15 protein-coding genes and 1 tRNA gene are annotated in these 16965 nt (G+C 64.3%); 6 read left to right on the top strand and 10 right to left on the bottom strand.

The window, feature by feature from the left end; translation table 11 throughout:
- The first annotated feature begins 36 nt into the window (after nucleotides 1-36).
- Nucleotides 37-363, top strand: a complete 327-nt coding sequence (locus tag FX134_RS09840) for a helix-turn-helix domain-containing protein (RefSeq protein ID WP_232050904.1) — start codon at nucleotides 37-39, stop codon at nucleotides 361-363.
- Here FX134_RS09840 and FX134_RS09835 read toward each other — a convergent pair.
- On the bottom strand, nucleotides 360-821 hold the full coding sequence (locus FX134_RS09835; RefSeq protein ID WP_080801107.1) for a VanZ family protein: 462 nt from the start codon (nucleotides 819-821) through the stop codon (nucleotides 360-362). The two genes, FX134_RS09840 and FX134_RS09835, sit on opposite strands and share 4 nt — an antisense overlap.
- 373 nt (nucleotides 822-1194) lie before the next feature.
- Here FX134_RS09835 and FX134_RS09830 point away from each other — a divergent pair.
- Nucleotides 1195-1269, top strand: a tRNA-Gly gene (locus tag FX134_RS09830).
- Nucleotides 1270-1327: 58 nt separating this feature from the next.
- Nucleotides 1328-1999 (top strand): HAD family hydrolase, encoded by a 672-nt coding sequence (locus FX134_RS09825; RefSeq protein ID WP_080801104.1) that lies wholly within the window; start codon nucleotides 1328-1330, stop codon nucleotides 1997-1999.
- A gap of 57 nt (nucleotides 2000-2056) precedes the next feature.
- Here the strand turns inward: FX134_RS09825 and FX134_RS14580 are convergent, their stop codons facing one another.
- From FX134_RS14580 to FX134_RS09810, 4 genes are all read right to left on the bottom strand, one after another.
- Nucleotides 2057-2206: a DUF5679 domain-containing protein gene (locus FX134_RS14580; protein ID WP_172623448.1), complete on the bottom strand. Its 150-nt coding sequence runs from the start codon at nucleotides 2204-2206 to the stop codon at nucleotides 2057-2059.
- Between the two features lie 146 nt (nucleotides 2207-2352).
- A complete protein-coding gene (locus tag FX134_RS09820) occupies nucleotides 2353-5502 on the bottom strand; it encodes an aminopeptidase (protein WP_232050903.1) in 3150 nt (1049 codons plus the stop codon).
- A 57-nt stretch (nucleotides 5503-5559) separates the two neighbouring features.
- A complete protein-coding gene (locus FX134_RS09815; protein WP_080801101.1) occupies nucleotides 5560-6870 on the bottom strand; it encodes a hypothetical protein in 1311 nt (436 codons plus the stop codon).
- A gap of 19 nt (nucleotides 6871-6889) precedes the next feature.
- Entirely contained in the window at nucleotides 6890-9949 is a 3060-nt protein-coding gene (locus tag FX134_RS09810; protein ID WP_080801096.1) for a helicase C-terminal domain-containing protein, read from the bottom strand.
- Here FX134_RS09810 and FX134_RS09805 point away from each other — a divergent pair.
- Entirely contained in the window at nucleotides 9911-10681 is a 771-nt protein-coding gene (locus FX134_RS09805) for a hypothetical protein (RefSeq protein ID WP_232050902.1), read from the top strand. The genes FX134_RS09810 and FX134_RS09805 overlap by 39 nt on opposite strands.
- A gap of 37 nt (nucleotides 10682-10718) precedes the next feature.
- On the opposite strand, the gene FX134_RS09800 is transcribed toward FX134_RS09805, so the two are convergent.
- A complete protein-coding gene (locus FX134_RS09800) occupies nucleotides 10719-11663 on the bottom strand; it encodes a D-alanine--D-alanine ligase family protein (protein ID WP_172623447.1) in 945 nt (314 codons plus the stop codon).
- A 103-nt stretch (nucleotides 11664-11766) separates the two neighbouring features.
- Between FX134_RS09800 and rlmN the strand changes: the two genes are divergently transcribed.
- A complete protein-coding gene (gene rlmN, locus FX134_RS09795) occupies nucleotides 11767-12813 on the top strand; it encodes a 23S rRNA (adenine(2503)-C(2))-methyltransferase RlmN (protein ID WP_232050901.1) in 1047 nt (348 codons plus the stop codon).
- An 83-nt stretch (nucleotides 12814-12896) separates the two neighbouring features.
- Here the strand turns inward: rlmN and FX134_RS09790 are convergent, their stop codons facing one another.
- Both FX134_RS09790 and FX134_RS09785 read right to left on the bottom strand, forming a co-directional pair.
- Nucleotides 12897-13889: a ParB/RepB/Spo0J family partition protein gene (locus FX134_RS09790; protein WP_087881610.1), complete on the bottom strand. Its 993-nt coding sequence runs from the start codon at nucleotides 13887-13889 to the stop codon at nucleotides 12897-12899.
- A 37-nt stretch (nucleotides 13890-13926) separates the two neighbouring features.
- Nucleotides 13927-14892: a ParA family protein gene (locus FX134_RS09785; RefSeq protein WP_325063574.1), complete on the bottom strand. Its 966-nt coding sequence runs from the start codon at nucleotides 14890-14892 to the stop codon at nucleotides 13927-13929.
- A gap of 291 nt (nucleotides 14893-15183) precedes the next feature.
- Between FX134_RS09785 and FX134_RS09780 the strand changes: the two genes are divergently transcribed.
- Nucleotides 15184-15585, top strand: coding sequence for an endonuclease domain-containing protein (locus FX134_RS09780; RefSeq protein WP_080801083.1), 402 nt, complete (start codon nucleotides 15184-15186; stop codon nucleotides 15583-15585).
- 68 nt (nucleotides 15586-15653) lie between these two features.
- Here the strand turns inward: FX134_RS09780 and rsmG are convergent, their stop codons facing one another.
- Nucleotides 15654-16301 (bottom strand): 16S rRNA (guanine(527)-N(7))-methyltransferase RsmG, encoded by a 648-nt coding sequence (rsmG, locus tag FX134_RS09775; RefSeq protein WP_080801080.1) that lies wholly within the window; start codon nucleotides 16299-16301, stop codon nucleotides 15654-15656.
- Between the two features lie 109 nt (nucleotides 16302-16410).
- Nucleotides 16411-16941 carry a Jag family protein gene (locus tag FX134_RS09770; protein WP_080801077.1) on the bottom strand — a complete coding sequence of 177 codons (531 nt, stop codon included), beginning with the start codon at nucleotides 16939-16941 and terminating at the stop codon, nucleotides 16411-16413.
- Between the last annotated feature and the right edge of the window lie 24 nt (nucleotides 16942-16965).

Genomic DNA, 16965 nt, shown 5'->3' with positions numbered 1-16965 from the left:
ACAGGCTTCGCCGCGCGCAACGCTAGGCTATCTGCCATGGAGCTCGGACGTGGACATACCGGCGTTGACGAGGGCAACCTCGATCGGCACCGCTGCGCCCCGATCCTCGCCGAGAACGTCAAGCGCCTTCGCAAGGAGGCGAAGATCAACAAGAAGAGGTTCGCCCTGATGGTGGGCATCGGGCGGCCGTTCCTCAACAAGATAGAGGACGGCACCGCCAATCCGCGCCTCGACGTCATCGTGCGCATCGCCGACGCCCTCGAGAAGCGCCCCGAGGAGCTGCTGGTCAGACAGGACGAGCAGCGTCCGAAGCCGCTTGCCGAGTCCCGTTCGCCCGAGGCGCGGCACGCGAGGCTGTTCTAGCCCCTGCCCCGCTTCGCAAGGCCGTTCAACCCGAGATACGCCAGCCCCGAGCCCAAGCTCGCCCCTAAGGTGTCGACGAGCCAGTCCGCCGGGTCGCACATGCGGCCGGGCACGAACAGCTGGTGGAACTCGTCGGTAACGCCATAGAGGCTCGCGCAGGCGATGGCCGCGAGGCATGCGCGGCCCAGCGGCATGTGGCGGCGCAGAGCGTTGGCCAGAAGCGCCCCGAACACCGTGTACTCGCAGAAATGCGCGATCGACGACAGGACGTCGACATCGGGGCCGAGCAGCTGCGCCTGAACGTCCTTCATCGCCTGGTAGATGCCCGAGAAGAACCCGAGCCCCTCGTTGAGGCCGGTGTCGGTGTTCGACGACATGAAGAAGATGAAGACCGCCCACAGGGCGACGAGCGCCCATGATGCGGCGACGGTTCGGCGGGAAGCCTGAGTATGTTCCATGGTGAAGAGTCCTTACGATGCGTGCGGCCGTGCGCGTGGTTGTCGGATGAAACTATTCCACAAAACCGCACGTCCGAAGGCGCTTCGCATAATTAATCCGCATAATCCCCCACCTGTACCGGCTTCGCCCCACGCAGAACGGCATATTCCACTGTGCTGTGGAGATACTGAGCCTCGGCTGGTTCGTCGAGGGCAGGACCCCGTGGAGCGCCTGTTGGCGAGAGATGAAAAAACTGGTGGAGGGGGGTGTCGTAGTCGCCCAAGGCTCCACGAGCGATCGATGACGGCTGCAGGCCTGTTTCACGTGAAACATTTGGCGAATTTTTCTTGCGGTTCGCACGGGTAGAATTGTTACGCTATAATTCGTTCTCATGCGGGTGTCGCCAAGTGGTAAGGCCCGAGCTTCCCAAGCTCGTATTCGCGGGTTCGAGTCCCGTCACCCGCTCCACCGCACCCAACGATCCAAGCTTCGGCTTGGATTTTTCATTTGAGGGAAAGGAAGCGCCATGGGGGAATCGCACGCGCCGAAGCTCGAGGCGTTCGTGTTCGACCTCGACGGAACGCTGCTCGACACCCTGCCCGACCTCGTGCTCCTCACCAACGCGGTGCTGCGCGAGTGCGGCTATCCCGAGCGCACGTCCGCCGAGATCCTCAGCTTCGTCGGCAACGGGGTGAAGGCGCTCATGTACCAGGCCGTTCCCGAGGATGCCGACGCCGCCGACGTCGAGGCGGCCATGCGCCGATGGAAGGAGCTCTACCCGGCCTACGGCCACAAGCTCACGAAGGCCTACGACGGCATCCCCGAGACCGTGGCCGAGCTCAAGCGGCGCGGGGCGCGGCTCGGCGTGCTGTCCAACAAGTTCGACGGCGCGGTGCGCGAGGTCATCGGCTCCTACCTGCCCGGCCTGTTCGAGGTCGCGCACGGCGAATGCGCCGAATTTCCGCGCAAGCCCGATCCGGCGGGCCTGCTGCGCACCATCGATGAGCTCGGCGCCACGCCGGCCACCACGGCCTACGTGGGCGATTCCGCCGGCGACATCGCGGTGTCGCGCAACGCGGGCGCCTTCGCCATAGCCGTCGCCTGGGGCTATCACGAGAAGGGCCGCCTTGCGGAAGCGCGGCCCGACGCCCTCATCGGGCGAGCGGGCGAGCTGCTGCGCTTCGCGCCGAGCGCATAAGAAACGGCCCCGAGCGCGTCGCCCGGGGCCGTCGTCTTCTCTGCGTTGAAGAGAGGGTTACTTCGCAGCGCCGATGCGGCAGATGGTGGTCCCGCAGTCGGGGCACTTGCCCTTCGTGATGGGCTTGCCGTTCTTCGTCGTGCTCTCGACCGGGTCCTTCATGATCTTCTTGGCCTTGCACTTCACGCAGTATGCTTCGATAGACATGGCTGCAAAAACACCTCTCTGTCCTGTTCCTGAGCGAGGCGCGAAGGCCCCGCGGCTTTTGAGCGCACGCTGGGCGACGGCCCTGCGCACGGAGTTCCCATTATACGCCAGGGTCAAAATGCGCCCCCGGCGATGCCTGCGAGCGACTAGATATTCTTCAACAACTCCATAACAAAGTCGGCGTTGGCGGTGAGCGTCTCCTCGTCGATGTTCTCAAGCACGTCGTTGGCCTGGGCGAAGAAGGCGGGTTTGCCGCCGTCCATGCCCACCAGGTGCATCGCCTGGTACCCATGCCTGATGGCGCACGACGCGGCGCTGTTCATCCAGGGAAGCTGCGCGGCGCCCACGTCCAGCCCGGTGGCCTGCGACGCCTTCTTCACGTAGCGCTTCATGCGCGATGAGGTTTTGACCGAACGGTACTCGCCCTCGCGCTCGATCATGCACAGCTCGCCCGCGCCGAGCGCGTCGAGGTCTACGATGATGGAGCCGCGCAGATCCTGCTGATGCTCGGTGAGGAACGCCCTCATGCCGCCGTTCTGGGAAAGCTCCGAGCCCAAGGCGACGAACCAGACCTCCGTGTTGATATCGGGGTTGCGGAATTGGTACACGTGCTTGAGCTCCTCCGGAACGCCCGGCTCGGCCCAATCGCCCGTGGCCGCTTCGGATTCCTCGGCAAGGGCCGCCGAATCCATATCCGCGCGCTCCATGCGGCGCGGCGAGAACGCCCCGCCGTTCCACGGGCGGCGGCCGGTCGCGTCATGGTCGACAGGTGCGTCATCGTAATAGTAGTCCTCGTCGTCGTAGCCGTCGGCCGCGGCGAAATCCATCCGCGTCGTCGCGCCGGGGTCGAGCGACTCCCCCTCCTCGTCGCGGAAGCTCTCCCAGCCGCCGCGCTCGGCGCCGACGGAGCGGGCGTCGAACGTCTCGTCCACATCGAGCCACTCCTGCGGCGTCGGCTCCTCCTCATCCTTCTTGCGGCGGAACCGGTCGAACAGGCGATGGACGCGCGACTTGGGCATCTCGACGTAGCCGGGGCCCGCGAAGGCGCCCGTTTCGGTGAAGTTCTCGTCGTAAGCCGAATCGTCGGCGTCGTCGACGTAGATGTCGCTCGGGTCGATGTTCTGCAGAAGCTCGTCGCCAACCGGAGCGAACGTCCCCGTCGCACCGGCGGGCGCGAACGACCCTGCGGCGCTCACGTTGGACGGACGGGCGTCCGCGGGCGCGTCGGACCGGGGCAGGGAGCCGGAAAGGGACGGCAGCATGGATTGGAGCGCCGCCTTCCTGCCGCCGTCGGACGGTGCGGCGGAGGCCTCCCCCTCCGCGCCCGCAGCGGACGCTTCGGCACCGGCCGCCCCGCCAAGGTCGATCGCGGGAAGCATGGTGAGCAGGCTCTTCGCCGCCGTCTTGCCCGAAGTCTCCACTTCGGCCAGGGGCGCGCGCTGCTTGGGGAGCTCCGTTATGGGCGCGAGCTTGCCGGAGAGCCCGATGTCGGGCAGCACGATGGGCCGGCGGCGCGCCGCCTCGGCGGCTTCCGTCGGCACGGCGCCGGACGGCACCGAGCCGTCGAGCGGGTAATCGATGCGCCCGCTGTCGCCGATGGGGACGCCCGTGACGTCGACGCGCCTGTCCGTCCGGCGCGCGTCCGCAAAGGCCGACTGGGCCTCTTCCTGCACCTTGCGCGGATCGAGGAACGCAGGCAGCGAGGGCTCTCCCATGGGCGGGACGTCGTCGAGGCCCAGGGAGCTCACGTCGAGCGGCGGCATCGCCGTCGTGGAAGACGGATCGGCCGGAGCCTCCGGCTCGGGAGCGGCGGCGTCGGACTGCGGGGCCGAATCGTCGGCGGCTTCTTCGGCGGGCGGGGCCCATTGCGGTGCCTTCACCTCGCGGATCTCCTCGCGGCCCGTGTCGAGCGAGCGCTCGAGATCCTCTTCGACGATCCTGTTCGCCTCGGCGAAATGCCCGGCGCTCTCGGTCACCGCGGCGTCGAGCGCGCTCGCGTAGCGCGAACGCTGCACGGGCTTGTCGGCGTTGCGCGGCTTCTTCGCCTTCTCCTGCGCCTTCTTGAACCAGTCGGGCACCCCGTCCGCCCCTTCGTCGGGCTGGGTCGCGGGCCGATACGCCTCCATGACACCGGCGGCGACGGAGACGGCGGATTCGGCCGCTTCCTTCGCTAGCCCGGCTGCCGCCGCCTCGGCGTTGGCGAGGGCGGCTTGCATGGTCTCGGGAGGAAGGGTGCTCAGGGCCTCGCGCGTCTCGTCGTGGAGCTCGCGCAGATCTTCCTCCGTCGGCTCGGGAAGGGGCTGCTCCTTCACCTGCACGAGGTTCTGCGCGATGTCGCTCGCATATGTCCCGCTCACCGGCTTGCCGGAAAGCGCGGCGATGGCGGCTTTCGCGGCGGCGAGACGCGCCTCCGGCGACTGGGGGGCGGGCTCGGGAGGCTTCACGTTGGCGGCCTCGTACACGAGCTGCGCGCCTTCGGGAACGAGCCCCGCGGCGCGGGCCGCCTCCTCGCCGTGGACGGCCGCTTCGCTTCGCTCGGCAAGCTCGGCCTCGCTCACGCGGCCTCGGCCGACGCGGCGCGCCATCTCCAGCAGCACCGCAGTGCCGGCGGCGTTGCAGTTGGCCCCTTCGTTGTACGCCGCTAGCTTGTGCAAAAGCGCGACGACCAGCGGCAGCGCTGCGAACACGAGCGCGATGACGGTGAGCGCGTTCAGGACGACGGCCACCGCCCCTTCGGCGTTGAGGAACACCACGTTGCGCAGGATGAGCAGGAAGGGCAAAAGCACCATCGCCCCGAGCGTGCCCCAGTTCAAGATGGGCAGCACGGGCAGAAGGGGCTGCGCGAGCTCGGAGCGGACCTTGCCGCTGTCGTAGCGCGCGACCACGATCACCTTGCGGCGGCGCGTCCCCCCCGCTTCGGCCGAGTACCCGGGCTCGTATTTGGCGACGACGTTCTGGCTCACGCCCCGCGCGAAGGCCTTCGAGAGCACCGGGCGGTCGAGCGCCTCGGCCGCGAAAAGCGCGCCGGCGATCAATGCGACCACGATGGCGGCCACGCCGACCACGGGCAAGAACAGGGACACCAGGGTGAAGACGAGGGTGAGCGCGCAGCAGATGACCTTCGGCATCTCGGAGCCCGGGGCCCCGCTGAAGTCCTCGATGACGGCCGAGAGGCCCGCATCCTTCTGCATCTGCTCGGTGATGTACAGCGCGGCCTGCTGTTCTTCCTCGGTCCCCGCAGGCCGGGGCCCGATCTCCTGCGACAGGTAGGCGACGTGGTCTAGTATTTCAGGCATACGCTTTGCCTTTCGTTCCTTGGCGATTCTACAAGGCATACTGGATGCAAGTATACGCTATTTGATCTCCGTACCCAAATAATCACGAATAAAAGCGTCTGCCGCGCCCGCCTGTAAACGCGCTGTTGAATAGGCCTTAGCGAGATCCTCGACCGTTGTTTCGTACGCCTCGCGCACCACGCTCGCGGGGTCGGGGGCAAGCTCCTTCGCAAGCGCCGCCGCCTCGGCGTCGGCGACGTTGTACGCGTCGTTCTGCGCGGCGGCCTCCTCCTTGTCCTTCGCGAGGATGGCGTCGTCCGACGCGACGGCGTGGCCGAGCGCCTCCTGCCGTTTCGCGATGTAGCCGGCGTACCCTCCGAAATCCGCCGCGGGATAGGCAGCCTGCGCCTCGGCGAAGGCGGCCTCGGCCTCGGTGAAGGCGGCGAGGGACTCGTTCGTCACGTCCTTGGAGGCCTGCACGTTCTCGGGCGTCGTGTCGGCGACGAGCGCGGCGGCCTTACGGGCCAGCTCGTCTGCGCGGATGACCTGGTCCCATGCGGCTTCGGCCATAGCCATGGCCGCCTGCGCCTCGTCGGCGGCCGTGAGTATCTGCATCCCCTGGTCCGCCAGCGTGCGGCGCGCCGTAACCGCCGTCACCGCCTGCGTGGCGGCCTCCTTGTCCTCTGCCTGCCGCAGCTCGACCAAGGCCGCGCGCGCCCTTTCATCGGCGGCCGCCAGCTTGTCCTCCACGGAGGGAAGGCTCTCCTCGACGGCGGCGCGCTTGTCCGCCGACCCCTCTCCGAAAGGATCGGACACCGCCTCGTTGAGGTCGAACAGGATGCTGTCCGTGTCGGCTATCAGGCGCAACGCCTCGTCGAGCGTCGCGACGTTGCTCTGCTGGACCTGGTGCTCATGGTACAGGTAGCCCGCACCCGCCACGATGAGCGCCACCGTGGCCACGGCCACCACGCCCACGGCCGCTATCCTGCTCAAGCGGCGGCGTGCTTTCCGGCGCGCTATCTCCTCCTCGGGGGACCTCTTCGGCTTCGCAGGGGCGGGCAGCGCGGGCGCCGGCCGCTCCTGCGCAGGTTTCGCCGAGCTGATCGGGACTTTCGGCGGGGCGGGCGCCGGATCCTCGACGGAAATGAAATCCCCGGTCGACAGCGGCAGGCCGCTCTCCTTGGTCGGAGTTCCCGCGGGCTTCTTCCTGCGCCCCGGCAGCGTGAACAGCGAAATTCGGCCGAAGCGCGGCAGGCTGTCCTTCTGGTCGTCGCCATCCAGGGCGTTCTTGGCCGCGTCGAGGACGCTGAACGATATCTCGTTCGACGTTCCCACCGTATGCCGTTTTATATGCGCGGCATGCGTCAGCTTGTCGTCCCGTTTCGCCATGGGCAGCCTGCTCGCGCGCTCAGCGCCCGTTGGCGCGGGCCAGTTCCTCGGCGATGGCCGCTGCGGGCATCACCTTGATCGTCCTGCTGGGCAGCGAATTGAGGAATGACTTGCCGTACCCCTTCGTGACCAGCCGTTTGTCCGCGAGGATGAGCACGCCGGTGTCGTCGGCCTTCCGGATGAGGCGGCCTGCGGCCTGCTTCGTCTCCAGCACGGCGGCCGGTAGGACGTAGCGCCGCCACGCCTGGTCGTCGCGCGCGGCGCGCTCGCACGACAGCGGGTCGGTGGGCTTCGCGAACGGCAGCTTGGGGATAACGACGCCCTTGAGCGTGGCGCCCGGCGCGTCGAAGCCTTCCCAGAAGCTTTTGAGCGCGAAGAGCGACAGGTGCTCGTCCGCGAGGAAGTCGTCGCGCAGGCCCTTCACCGACACGCCCCATTTTTGGCAGACGACGCGCAGGTCATCGGCCTTGAGCTGGGGCTGCACGGTTTCGAAGCACTTCTCCATCTCGCGGCGGTTCGTGAACAGCGTGAGCATCGAGCCCTGTTGCGCGCGGTGCACGTCCACGAGCAGGCGCTGCAGCGCCTCCAGATAGCGCGGGTCGTTCGGCTCGGGCATGTCGTCGGCCACGTATACCGTCATGTGCCCGTCGAAGTCGTAGCTCGAGTCAAGGCGGCACGCCCGGCACGTCGAGAATTCCGAGGCGTTGAGGCCGAGCGCCCCCTCGAATGCGTCGAAGCGGTCATCCACCGCCAGGGTGGCGGAGGCGAACACCACCGAATGGGTTCGCGCGAACAGCGTCTCGTTCATGGCCGCGCCGACGTTGACGAGCAGGGCCTCCAGCTTCTCGGTGACGCGGTCCTTCTTGCGGTTGAGCGTCGCCGCGTAGGCGTAGGCGTCGTCGGCGGTGACGAGGATGACCTCCGCCGCGCGCAGCTGGTCCTTCAGCTCCATGGCGATGGAGGCGATCTCACGCTGGATCTCGGCCGCGCCGTCGACTTCCTCCAGGTAGCCCACGAGCTCCTGGCAGACGCTCACCAGCTTCTCCGCCTTGTCGGACATGAAGCAGCCCAGCTCTTTCACCTGGGAAAACGTCGCGCTTCTCCGAATATCCTCATTGATCCACAGCTCGACCGTCTCGTAGCCCTTGCCCTTTTTGTTCTGGTCGAAGAAGAGCAGATCCTTCATATGCGCGACGAATTCGCGCGCCGCCTCGGCGTAGGCCGCGCCGGCGACGCGGGCCTTGGCCGTGAGCGCGTAGAACAGCGTGGACCCCTCCTCGGCTCCGGGGATCACCACCCGGCGCTCCGCCCTGACGAACACGTTGCGCGACGCCTCGTCGGCGCTCACGCGGTTCGCCAGCCGCACGATGTCCTCGGCCGAAAGCGCGAGCGAGAACGCGCGGCGCGCCTCGGCCTCCGCGCCATGGGCCTCGTCGACCGTCCAATAACGTATCGGAGGGAGCAGGCCGCCGTCAGCTGCGAGATCGCAGAACAGCAGGCTGTGGTTCGTCACCACGATGTCGGCGGCCTCCGCACGGCGCCGCGCCCCGTGGACGAAGCAGGTTGTCCCGAAATAGGGACACTTTCGGCGCAGGCAGTCATGACTCGTCGTGGTGACCATGCGGCGGGGAAGCAGCCGGTAGTCTATCTTCAGGCTGTCCATGTCATCGTATTCGGTTTGCTCCACGAACGAGAGCAGCGCGGCGAGCGCCGGAGCCTGGGTCTGCTCCGTGCCGCCCACGAGCCGCATCTGCGGCCCTTCCTCGACGAGCCGGCCGATCTTGCGCAGACACGGATAGTGTGAGAACCCCTTGAGCGGTGCGTACGTGAGCGGCGGCCGTGCCGGGTCCTGGGCGCGAAGGGCGTCCGAGAGCGCCGGAAGCTCGTGATACACCAGCTGGTCGAGCAGGGCGTTCGTCTTCGTCGCCACGCCGACGGCGATGTTGTTCGCCTGGGCCGTCAGCGCGGATGGGACCAGGTACGCCATCGATTTGCCCACGCCCGTGCCCGCCTCCACCATGAGGTTCTCCGAGCCCGCGAAGGCGCAGCGCACCGCCTCGGCCATGTCGAGCTGCTCCTGACGGGGCTCGAACCGGTCGTACAGCGAGCCCACCAGCCCCTGGTCCGAGAACGCCTCGGCTATCTGCTCCACCGAGGGGAACACGAGCGACCTCGCCGGATCGGCGGCGATATCGTCCGCGTCGATCTTCGCGGCGTGTTCCACCTTTCCCAGGCGATCGCGCCGCAGCCCGCGCAGCGAGAACTGCAGATCGTTGGGACGCACGCCTTGCGAGAATGTTTCACGTGAAACATTCTCGTCTTTCGCGAACAACGCCTCCGTCAACTCGGCGCTGCGCTCGTACGCGCGTGCGAACTGATCGAACACCACCTGGGTCGGCCATTGGTCCGGCGTCGCCATCCGCGCGATCTCGCGCACGAGCGCCGGGGGCATCGCCGCCACGCCCGCCAGAAGGATGCGGAAGACGGCGCAGGTCGCCTCGACGTCGGCATCCGCGCGATGCGTCGAGAGGGGCGCGCCGAACGCGCGCACCAGGTCGAGCAGACGGTGGGACTTCAGACGCGGCACGGCGATGCGCGCCAGATCAAGCGAGTCGATCCACGTGTTCTCCAGCAGAGGGTACCCGCTCGGATGGCGCGTAGTGAACGTGCGGTCGAACTCGGCGTTGTGCGCCACCACCTTGGCGTCGCCCACGAATGCGACCAGGTCGGCGAGCGCCTGCTCGGGCGAAGGCGCGTCGGCCACGTCCTCGTCGTGTATGTCGGTGAGATGGGCCACGTCCTCGGGGATGGGCTTGCCGGGATTCACGAACGTGACGAACCACTCGACGATCTCCCCGCGCTCCATACGCGCGGCGGCGATCTGCGTCAGCTCGTCATGGTTGAACGAGAAGCCGGTGGTCTCGGTGTCCAGAACCACGATATTGCGATCGAGGTCGCCGAAATCGGTGCTCGCGGCCCGTGACGGAAGCGACGCGTATCGGGCTCGCACGGCTTCGGGCGTTCCATCGCTTATGAAACTTTGCAGGGCATCCTGCGTGGGCGCATGTTGTTTATCCATACCGTTCAGCCTATCATCTATCATAGAATGTTACAAATTGAAAACGCGGCAATCACATGCTCATCATGCATGACTGGAGGAGATCAGATGCAGGCAGAACGGTACTTCGGCACGTACGCGCGATTCGAGACCGCATCGAAGAAGGACGCCGCGCCTTTGCTCGGCGCCGACAACCTGATCGGCGACGAATTCGACATCGTCTTCCAAACCGAAGGCGGGACGGCCTCCGCGTGGATGAAGAACCGTTTCGGGGCCCTGATCGGCTTTTTCGATCCGTCCGTCACCCGCCAGCTGCAGCTCCTCTCCGCCCGGGGGTGGAAGTTGAAGGCCCTGCTTTCCTTCGTCGCCTACACCGACAGCCCCGATCCGGGCTTCTATTGGGGAGAAGCGGCCCTGATCTGCTACGATCCTCAGTGGGACAAGGAGTTCTCCCTGTATGCGAGCACTCTCGGCAAGCGCATGGGCGACGGCATCCGACCCGACGTCGAGCTCGGCGAGCAGGGCGTTGACCAGGTCATTGAGAGCGAAGGCGCGTGGACTCCCAAAAAAACATGCCCGCTTCCCGAGAAGAAAGCGGGCACGGTTATCCTCAAGAACCGTCGGAAGCTCTCGGAGAACCTCATCGAGCAAGGCCGGAAGGGGAACAAGGGCTGCTACTTCGTTAGCTGGGCGTTCCTCCTCGCACTCGTCGCCGGTGCGCTGTTCGCGTTGAAGTCCTGCGGGGCGTTCTAAGCGAAACTCCCGGAATGTTTCACGTGAAACATTCGGATCAGCCTTCGAGCGCGTATCCCACCAGTCTCGTGCAGAGCTCCGGGAAGGAGATGCCGGCGGCACGCGCCGCGTCGGGCAGCAGCGACGTGCCCGTCATGCCGGGGATGGTGTTCGTCTCGAGAACCCAGCAGGAGCCGTCCTCCTCCAAAATCAGATCCGTCCGGGAGACGCCGCGGCAGGAGAGCGCACGATGCGCGCGGATCGCAAGATCCTGCACAAGCCGCGTCGTCTCGTCGGGAAGCGGCGCGGGGCAGATATGCTGCGACCCGCCGGGAGCGTACTTCGACTCGTAGTCGTAGAACTCGCTTTTCGGCACGATCTCGATGATGGGGAGCGCTTCGAGCTCTTCGTTGCCGATGACCGCCACGGTGAGCTCGGTTCCTTTGATGTAGCGCTCAATGAGGGCCTCGCGGTCGATCTCGAATACCTTGCCAATCGCCGCCGCGACCTCGTCGGCGCCTTCGACGATATACACCCCGAGCGCGCTTCCTTCCGTCGCCGGCTTCACCACGCAATGCTCGCCCAGCTTCTCGACGATCTCGTCCACATCGTGAGAATCGCCCACGCGCAACGTCACCGACGGAGGAGTGGGGATGCCATCCCGCTCGTAGTAGAGCTTCGACTTCACCTTATCCATCGCCAAGGCGCTCGCCCACACGCCCGAGCCGATATAGGGCAGGCCGATCGTCTCGAGCAGCCCCTGCACCGTCCCGTCTTCGCCGTATTTACCGTGCAGACACAGGAACGCTACGTCGAAGGGGCCGTCGATGAGCGTTTTCAAGTCCTCCTTGCATGCGGGATCGAGCGACACGACGTCGAATCCCGCCTCTTCAAGGGCCTCGCGCGCGCCTTCCCCCGAGGCGAGCGACACCGCGCGCTCCCCGCTCTTTCCGCCTGCAAGCAGCGCGATTCGACATTTCCGAGGATCGAAGCTCTCAGACATGCACCCTTCTTTCATCAGCTTTGACACGATTCGAGCAGTATAGCAAACCAGGATGCCGGCGCACGACGTTTGAAGCGTAGCGCCGGAATGTTTCACGTGAAACATGTATAATAGCCGTATGAATAAACCAATCAAATCATATTCCCTCCCTGAGCTGCAAGACGTCGTGAAAAGCCTCGGGCAACCGGTGTTCAGGGCCGGGCAGCTCTCACAATGGCTCTACGTGCATCATGTCGACTCGTATGGCAAGATGACGAACCTTCCCGCCGGCCTGCGCGAGGAGCTTGCGAAAGAGCATCCCCTCCATACCGCGCGAATCGTCGAGCGGCGGGTGTCCGACGACGGCACGCGGAAGTACCTCGTCGAATTCCACGACGGCGTGTGCGTGGAGACCGTCGCCATTCCCTCGCGGGGAGAGGATCGCCTGACCGTATGCTTCTCCACCCAGGCCGGATGCCCTATGCAGTGCGCTTTTTGCGCCACCGGGCAAGAGGGCCTCGAGCGGAGCCTCGTTCCCGGGGAGATCGTCGACCAAGTGCTGATAGCGCAGGAGGATATGGGTAAGCGCGTCACGAACGTCGTAGGAATGGGACAAGGCGAGCCGTTCCTGAATTACGACAACACGCTGGCAGCGCTGCGCATCCTCAACGACGGCAAGGGCCTGGCCATCGGCGCGCGGCACATCAGCGTGTCGACGTGCGGGATCATCCCCGCTATCGAGCGATTCTCGCAGGAACCCGAGCAATTCACCTTGGCGGTGTCGCTGCATGCGGCGCGACAGCCCGTGCGCGACCTTCTGATGCCGAAGGCGTCGCGTTATCAGCTCAACGAGCTCAAAAAGGCCCTTCTCTCGTACGTCGAGAGCACGAACCGCCGTGTGACGCTCGAATACATCATGATCGAGGATGTGAACGACCGCGAACAGGACCTTGCTGCGCTCAACAAATTCTGCCAAGACCTTCTCTGCCACGTGAACCTCATACCCATCAACGCCGTCAAAGGCTCGGCGTTCCAGCCGAGTTCCCCTTCCACCGTGCAAAAATGGGTGGATTCCCTGCGATCTCGGGGCAAGGAGGCAACCGTGCGCGATTCACGCGGCGCGGACATCGACGGAGCGTGCGGACAGCTGAAAAGCATGCGAAACCGCTAAACCGCCCAAATGTTTCACGTGAAACAAAACGGGAACCTGCGCGAGGTTCCCGTTTTTCGTTCCCAGATGTTTCACGTGAAACATTATGAGGCTGCGGCGATCAGCTCCTCGAAAAGCCGCTCAAGGTCATCTTCATCCTTGAACTCGATCTCAATCTTATTCTTCCCCTGAACGGACTTCACCTTCACGTTCGTGTGCAGCACGTCCCTCAACGCGCGCGCGACGGTCCTGAACGTCTTCGGCAGCGGCTCTTTCGTCTTGGGGGCGTCGCTGCGCTTCCCGGAGAAGAGCCGCGCGATCGCCTCCGCCTCGCGAACCGTGAGCTTCTCCTCTTTCAGCTTGGTCGCGAGCTTCTGCCGCCCCTCTTTCGTGGGGATGGAGAGGATGGCGCGCGCATGGCCGGCCGTGATCTTCTCCTCGAACAGCATCTGCTGCGCGTCTTCCGGAAGTTCGAGAAGTCGCAGGGCATTCGCCACCGTCGAGCGGCCCTTCGACATGGCCTGCGCGACCTCCGACTGTGTCAGATTGCGGCGCTCCATCATGCGGCGATATCCGTACGCCTCTTCGATCGGGTTGAGATCAGAGCGCTGCACGTTCTCCACCAGGGCCAACTCGAGCGCAAGGTCGTCGTCGGCCTCTTTGATGCGCACGGGGACGGTGGGCAAGCCCACCATCTTGCATGCCTGCCAGCGGCGTTCTCCTGCGATGATCTGGTATTTCTGCGGTCCGATAGGCCGGACGAGAATCGGCTGCAGCAAGCCGTCCTTCGCGATCGAGGCGGCGAGCTCCTCCAGCTCGTCCTGCTTGAAGTTCGTGCGCGGCTGATCGGGGTTGGGGCTCACGGAGGCGATAGGCACCTCGTCGGTACGGCGCTGGACGACGCTCTTGATCGTCACCTGATCCTCGGCATCCACCACCGTCTCCTCTTGACCAGGCGTTTCCTCAAATTCCACCTGCTGGCGCTCGGAAGCCTCCGCATGGTGCACCGCAGGCGCCGGCTGCTCCTCCTGCTGCACCAGAACGCGCTGCGGGGTGTCCTCTATGGGCGTCGCCTCCTCGTATGCGCCGCCGAGCAGCGAGTTCAAACCCCGGCCCAAGCCGCTTTTGCTAGATTTAGCCACGCTGTATCACTTCCTTCGCCAAATTCATGTACGATTGAGCGCCCTTGCCCGTCGGATCGTACTGAGTTATCGGCTGACCGAAGCTTGGGGCCTCAGAAAGCTTCACAGTACGCGGTATAAGCGTCTTAAAGACCGTTCGACCGAAATATCCCTTCACTTCCTCAACCACCTGCTTAGAAAGCGTTGTACGGCCGTCGTACATAGTGAGAAGCACGCCGAATATATCGAGCGACGGATTCAGGCGCGTTTTGACACGTTTCATCGAATCAAGAAGTTTTGTCACGCCTTCCAGCGCGTAGAACTCGCACTGGATGGGGATGAGGAGCTTGTCCGCCGCGACGAGCGCGTTGACCGTCAGAAGGCCAAGCGACGGCGGGCAATCGACGAATACGTAGTCATACTTGCCGCGAAGACTACCGACAGAGTCTTTCAGACGGTTCTCACGCGCCATCTCGGAGACGAGCTCCACCTCGGCACCGGCCAGGTTGATGGTCGCGGGAACCAAGTCCAAACCCTCGCACACGTCGGGGATGATGACGTCCTCGACGGGCACGTCGTTGAGCAGCACATCGTAGACGCAGTTCTTAACCCGGCTCTTCTCGATTCCCAGGCCGCTCGACGAGTTACCCTGCGGGTCAAGGTCCACCAAGAGCACCTGCTTGCCCAGCTCGCCGAGTGCGGCAGCGAGGTTGATGGCTGTCGTCGACTTGCCGACGCCGCCCTTCTGGTTGATGATGGCCATGACCTTCGTCTGGCCCACCACATGCTTGACCGGAGCCTTGTCTTTGATGGTCTTGAGAGGCGTCGGCTCGACTTCCTCTTCCTGAACCGGCTTGGCCTCGCGCTCCACCACCTCGATATGCTCGATGGCGATTTCGTCTTCGACAACCTGCTCGTTTTCCTGATTGACAGTCTCGGCTGGTTTTTTGTCTCGTTTGAGACTATCGAATAGCCCCACAGGGACCCCCTTTCAATAACTCTGCACCAGTATACCTTGTTTGATGTTTCACGTGAAACACTGTCGGTAGAAAAGCCGGGATTCCCGGAATGTTTCACGTGAAACATTCCGGATGCTTGATTCTCGCTTGATTCCAGCTGGATTTCCGCTTGGGTTGCGCTTGATTCCCGCTGGAACTGCGCTAGATATCTGCTGGAACCGCAATGGATCCGGACGACTTTCTGCTGGAAACGTGCCATGGATCCGCTGGATCCGACGAGTAGTATATAACGAGACGAGAAAGGAGAGGCTATGAATCGTGAGAGAAGGCGATTACTCGCCCAAAGGGCAGAGGACATGCGCAGGAACATGCCATTCGCCGAGCGGCGCCTGTGGCTCTCGTTCCTGCGGGAGTATCCGATTCCGTTTGTGGCTCAGAAGGTGATCGGCGAGTACATCGTGGATTTCTACTGCAAGCGCGCACGCTTGAGCATCGAGCTCGACGGCGACAGCCATTGTTCAGAGAGCCAGGAGCGCTACGATCGAACGCGCACGACGTTCTTGGAGATGCTTGAGATAAAGGAGCTGCGCTTCACCAACGAGGAGGTATACGAGAATCTCGAAGGCGTGTGCGAGGTTATCCATAACGAAGTGGAGAAGAGGCGCACCGACACCTCGTCGGGACTCTTCCAAGCGCTGAAAAGCAAATCATAATGTTTCACGTGAAACAATTAGCAGCGGTGTTTCACGTGAAACATTCCGGAGTGTTTCACGTGAAACATTTAGGGGAGGAGGGGCTTCTTCTGGGCGAGGCCGGTCTTACGGGGGAGTTTGACGCGCGGCTTGCCGAGCTTCTCAAACACGATGATTCGGCGCACCTTGTCGTCGAGCGGGACCGTGCGGTCGGATACCATCTCCATATTGAGCTTATGCTGTAAGGCGAGGGCGTTCCCCAGCTCCTCTTCATTGACGAGCGCCTTATAGCACACCAGGCGGCCACCTTTCTGCAGAAGCGGGCTGGCCAGCTCCATGAGCACCGAGAGCTTCGCCAATGCACGGGCGGTGACCACCGCGAACTCGCCGGCCCGCTCCCGCGCCAAATCCTCGATTCTCCCCGTATACGTGCTGACGTTCTCCAAACCGAGCTCGCGCACCATACCGTCCAAAATAGCCGTCTTCTTGCCGACGGAATCCACGAGCAGCGTCTCCCGGCCCGTCTCTATCGCGAGGGGGATCCCCGGATACCCCGCACCTGAACCAAGATCAGCATAGCGTCCCTCCGGCGCATCCTCCACTTCCGGCAACCCGATCAGCGAGTCCTGCACATGCAGGAGCATTCCCTCCTCCATGCTCGCAATGCGCGTGATATTGGTGGTCTTATTCGCGTCGATGACCAATTCGAGGTGGCGGCGCAGCAGGTCTTCGTGCATAGGGCCCCTTCCGTTGGAAACGTCCATCAGTATAGTCGAATGTTTCACGTGAAACAAAACGAAGCCCGCACCAGTGGCACGGGCTTCTCATTCTGAGCGAGTTGAAAGGCTAGCGGGGGAGGATCACCACATGTCGCGCGCTGCCTTCACCTTCGGACGCCGTCTCCACGCGGTCGTCGTCGCGCAGCGTGATGTGCACGATGCGGCGCTCATACGGCGTCATCGGACGCAGCTTGATGCTGCGGTTCTGGCTGGCGGCGCGGTTCGCGGAAGAACGCGCGATGGACTCGAGCTTCTCGCGCTGGCGCCCCTTATACCCCTCGACATCCACGATGACGGGGTAGCGGAAGCCGATCGTGCGCACGGTGATGGCGGACACAATGAACTGCAGGGCGTCGAGCGTCTTGCCGTGGCGCCCGATGAGCACCGCCAGATCGTCGCCCGTGATATCGAGGATGAGCTCCCCTTCATCGCCCTCGTACTCGTCGATGGTCACTTCTCCCACGTCGAAGTACTTGAGGATATCCTGAAGCGCGCCGATCGCCGTGTCGGCGATGCGGTCGAGCTCCTCGTCAGTCAGCTCCGTCTCGCCCTCGGGCTCCAAGGTGGCTTCGTCTTTCTCCAGCAATTCATCGGCCATGGCGAACTCCTTCAATCAGCGCTG

It is taken from the genome of Arabiibacter massiliensis (assembly GCF_902386925.1).
Lineage (GTDB): Bacteria > Actinomycetota > Coriobacteriia > Coriobacteriales > Eggerthellaceae > Arabiibacter > Arabiibacter massiliensis.
The sequence above is the reverse complement of the archived record's forward strand: the minus strand, read 5'-3'. Positions and strand labels throughout refer to the sequence as shown.

Excerpts from the sequence above, each read along its gene's own strand:
- FX134_RS09840 (WP_232050904.1), top strand. The coding sequence starts at position 37 with ATGGAGCTCGGACGTGGACATACCGGCGTTGACGAGGGCAACCTCGAT.
- FX134_RS09835 (WP_080801107.1), bottom strand. The coding sequence starts at position 821 with ATGGAACATACTCAGGCTTCCCGCCGAACCGTCGCCGCATCATGGGCG.
- FX134_RS09825 (WP_080801104.1), top strand. The coding sequence starts at position 1,328 with ATGGGGGAATCGCACGCGCCGAAGCTCGAGGCGTTCGTGTTCGACCTC.
- FX134_RS14580 (WP_172623448.1), bottom strand. The coding sequence starts at position 2,206 with ATGTCTATCGAAGCATACTGCGTGAAGTGCAAGGCCAAGAAGATCATG.
- FX134_RS09820 (WP_232050903.1), bottom strand. The coding sequence starts at position 5,502 with ATGCCTGAAATACTAGACCACGTCGCCTACCTGTCGCAGGAGATCGGG.
- FX134_RS09815 (WP_080801101.1), bottom strand. The coding sequence starts at position 6,870 with ATGGCGAAACGGGACGACAAGCTGACGCATGCCGCGCATATAAAACGG.
- FX134_RS09810 (WP_080801096.1), bottom strand. The coding sequence starts at position 9,949 with ATGGATAAACAACATGCGCCCACGCAGGATGCCCTGCAAAGTTTCATA.
- FX134_RS09800 (WP_172623447.1), bottom strand. The coding sequence starts at position 11,663 with ATGTCTGAGAGCTTCGATCCTCGGAAATGTCGAATCGCGCTGCTTGCA.
- rlmN (WP_232050901.1), top strand. The coding sequence starts at position 11,767 with ATGTATAATAGCCGTATGAATAAACCAATCAAATCATATTCCCTCCCT.
- FX134_RS09780 (WP_080801083.1), top strand. The coding sequence starts at position 15,184 with ATGAATCGTGAGAGAAGGCGATTACTCGCCCAAAGGGCAGAGGACATG.
- rsmG (WP_080801080.1), bottom strand. The coding sequence starts at position 16,301 with ATGCACGAAGACCTGCTGCGCCGCCACCTCGAATTGGTCATCGACGCG.
- FX134_RS09770 (WP_080801077.1), bottom strand. The coding sequence starts at position 16,941 with ATGGCCGATGAATTGCTGGAGAAAGACGAAGCCACCTTGGAGCCCGAG.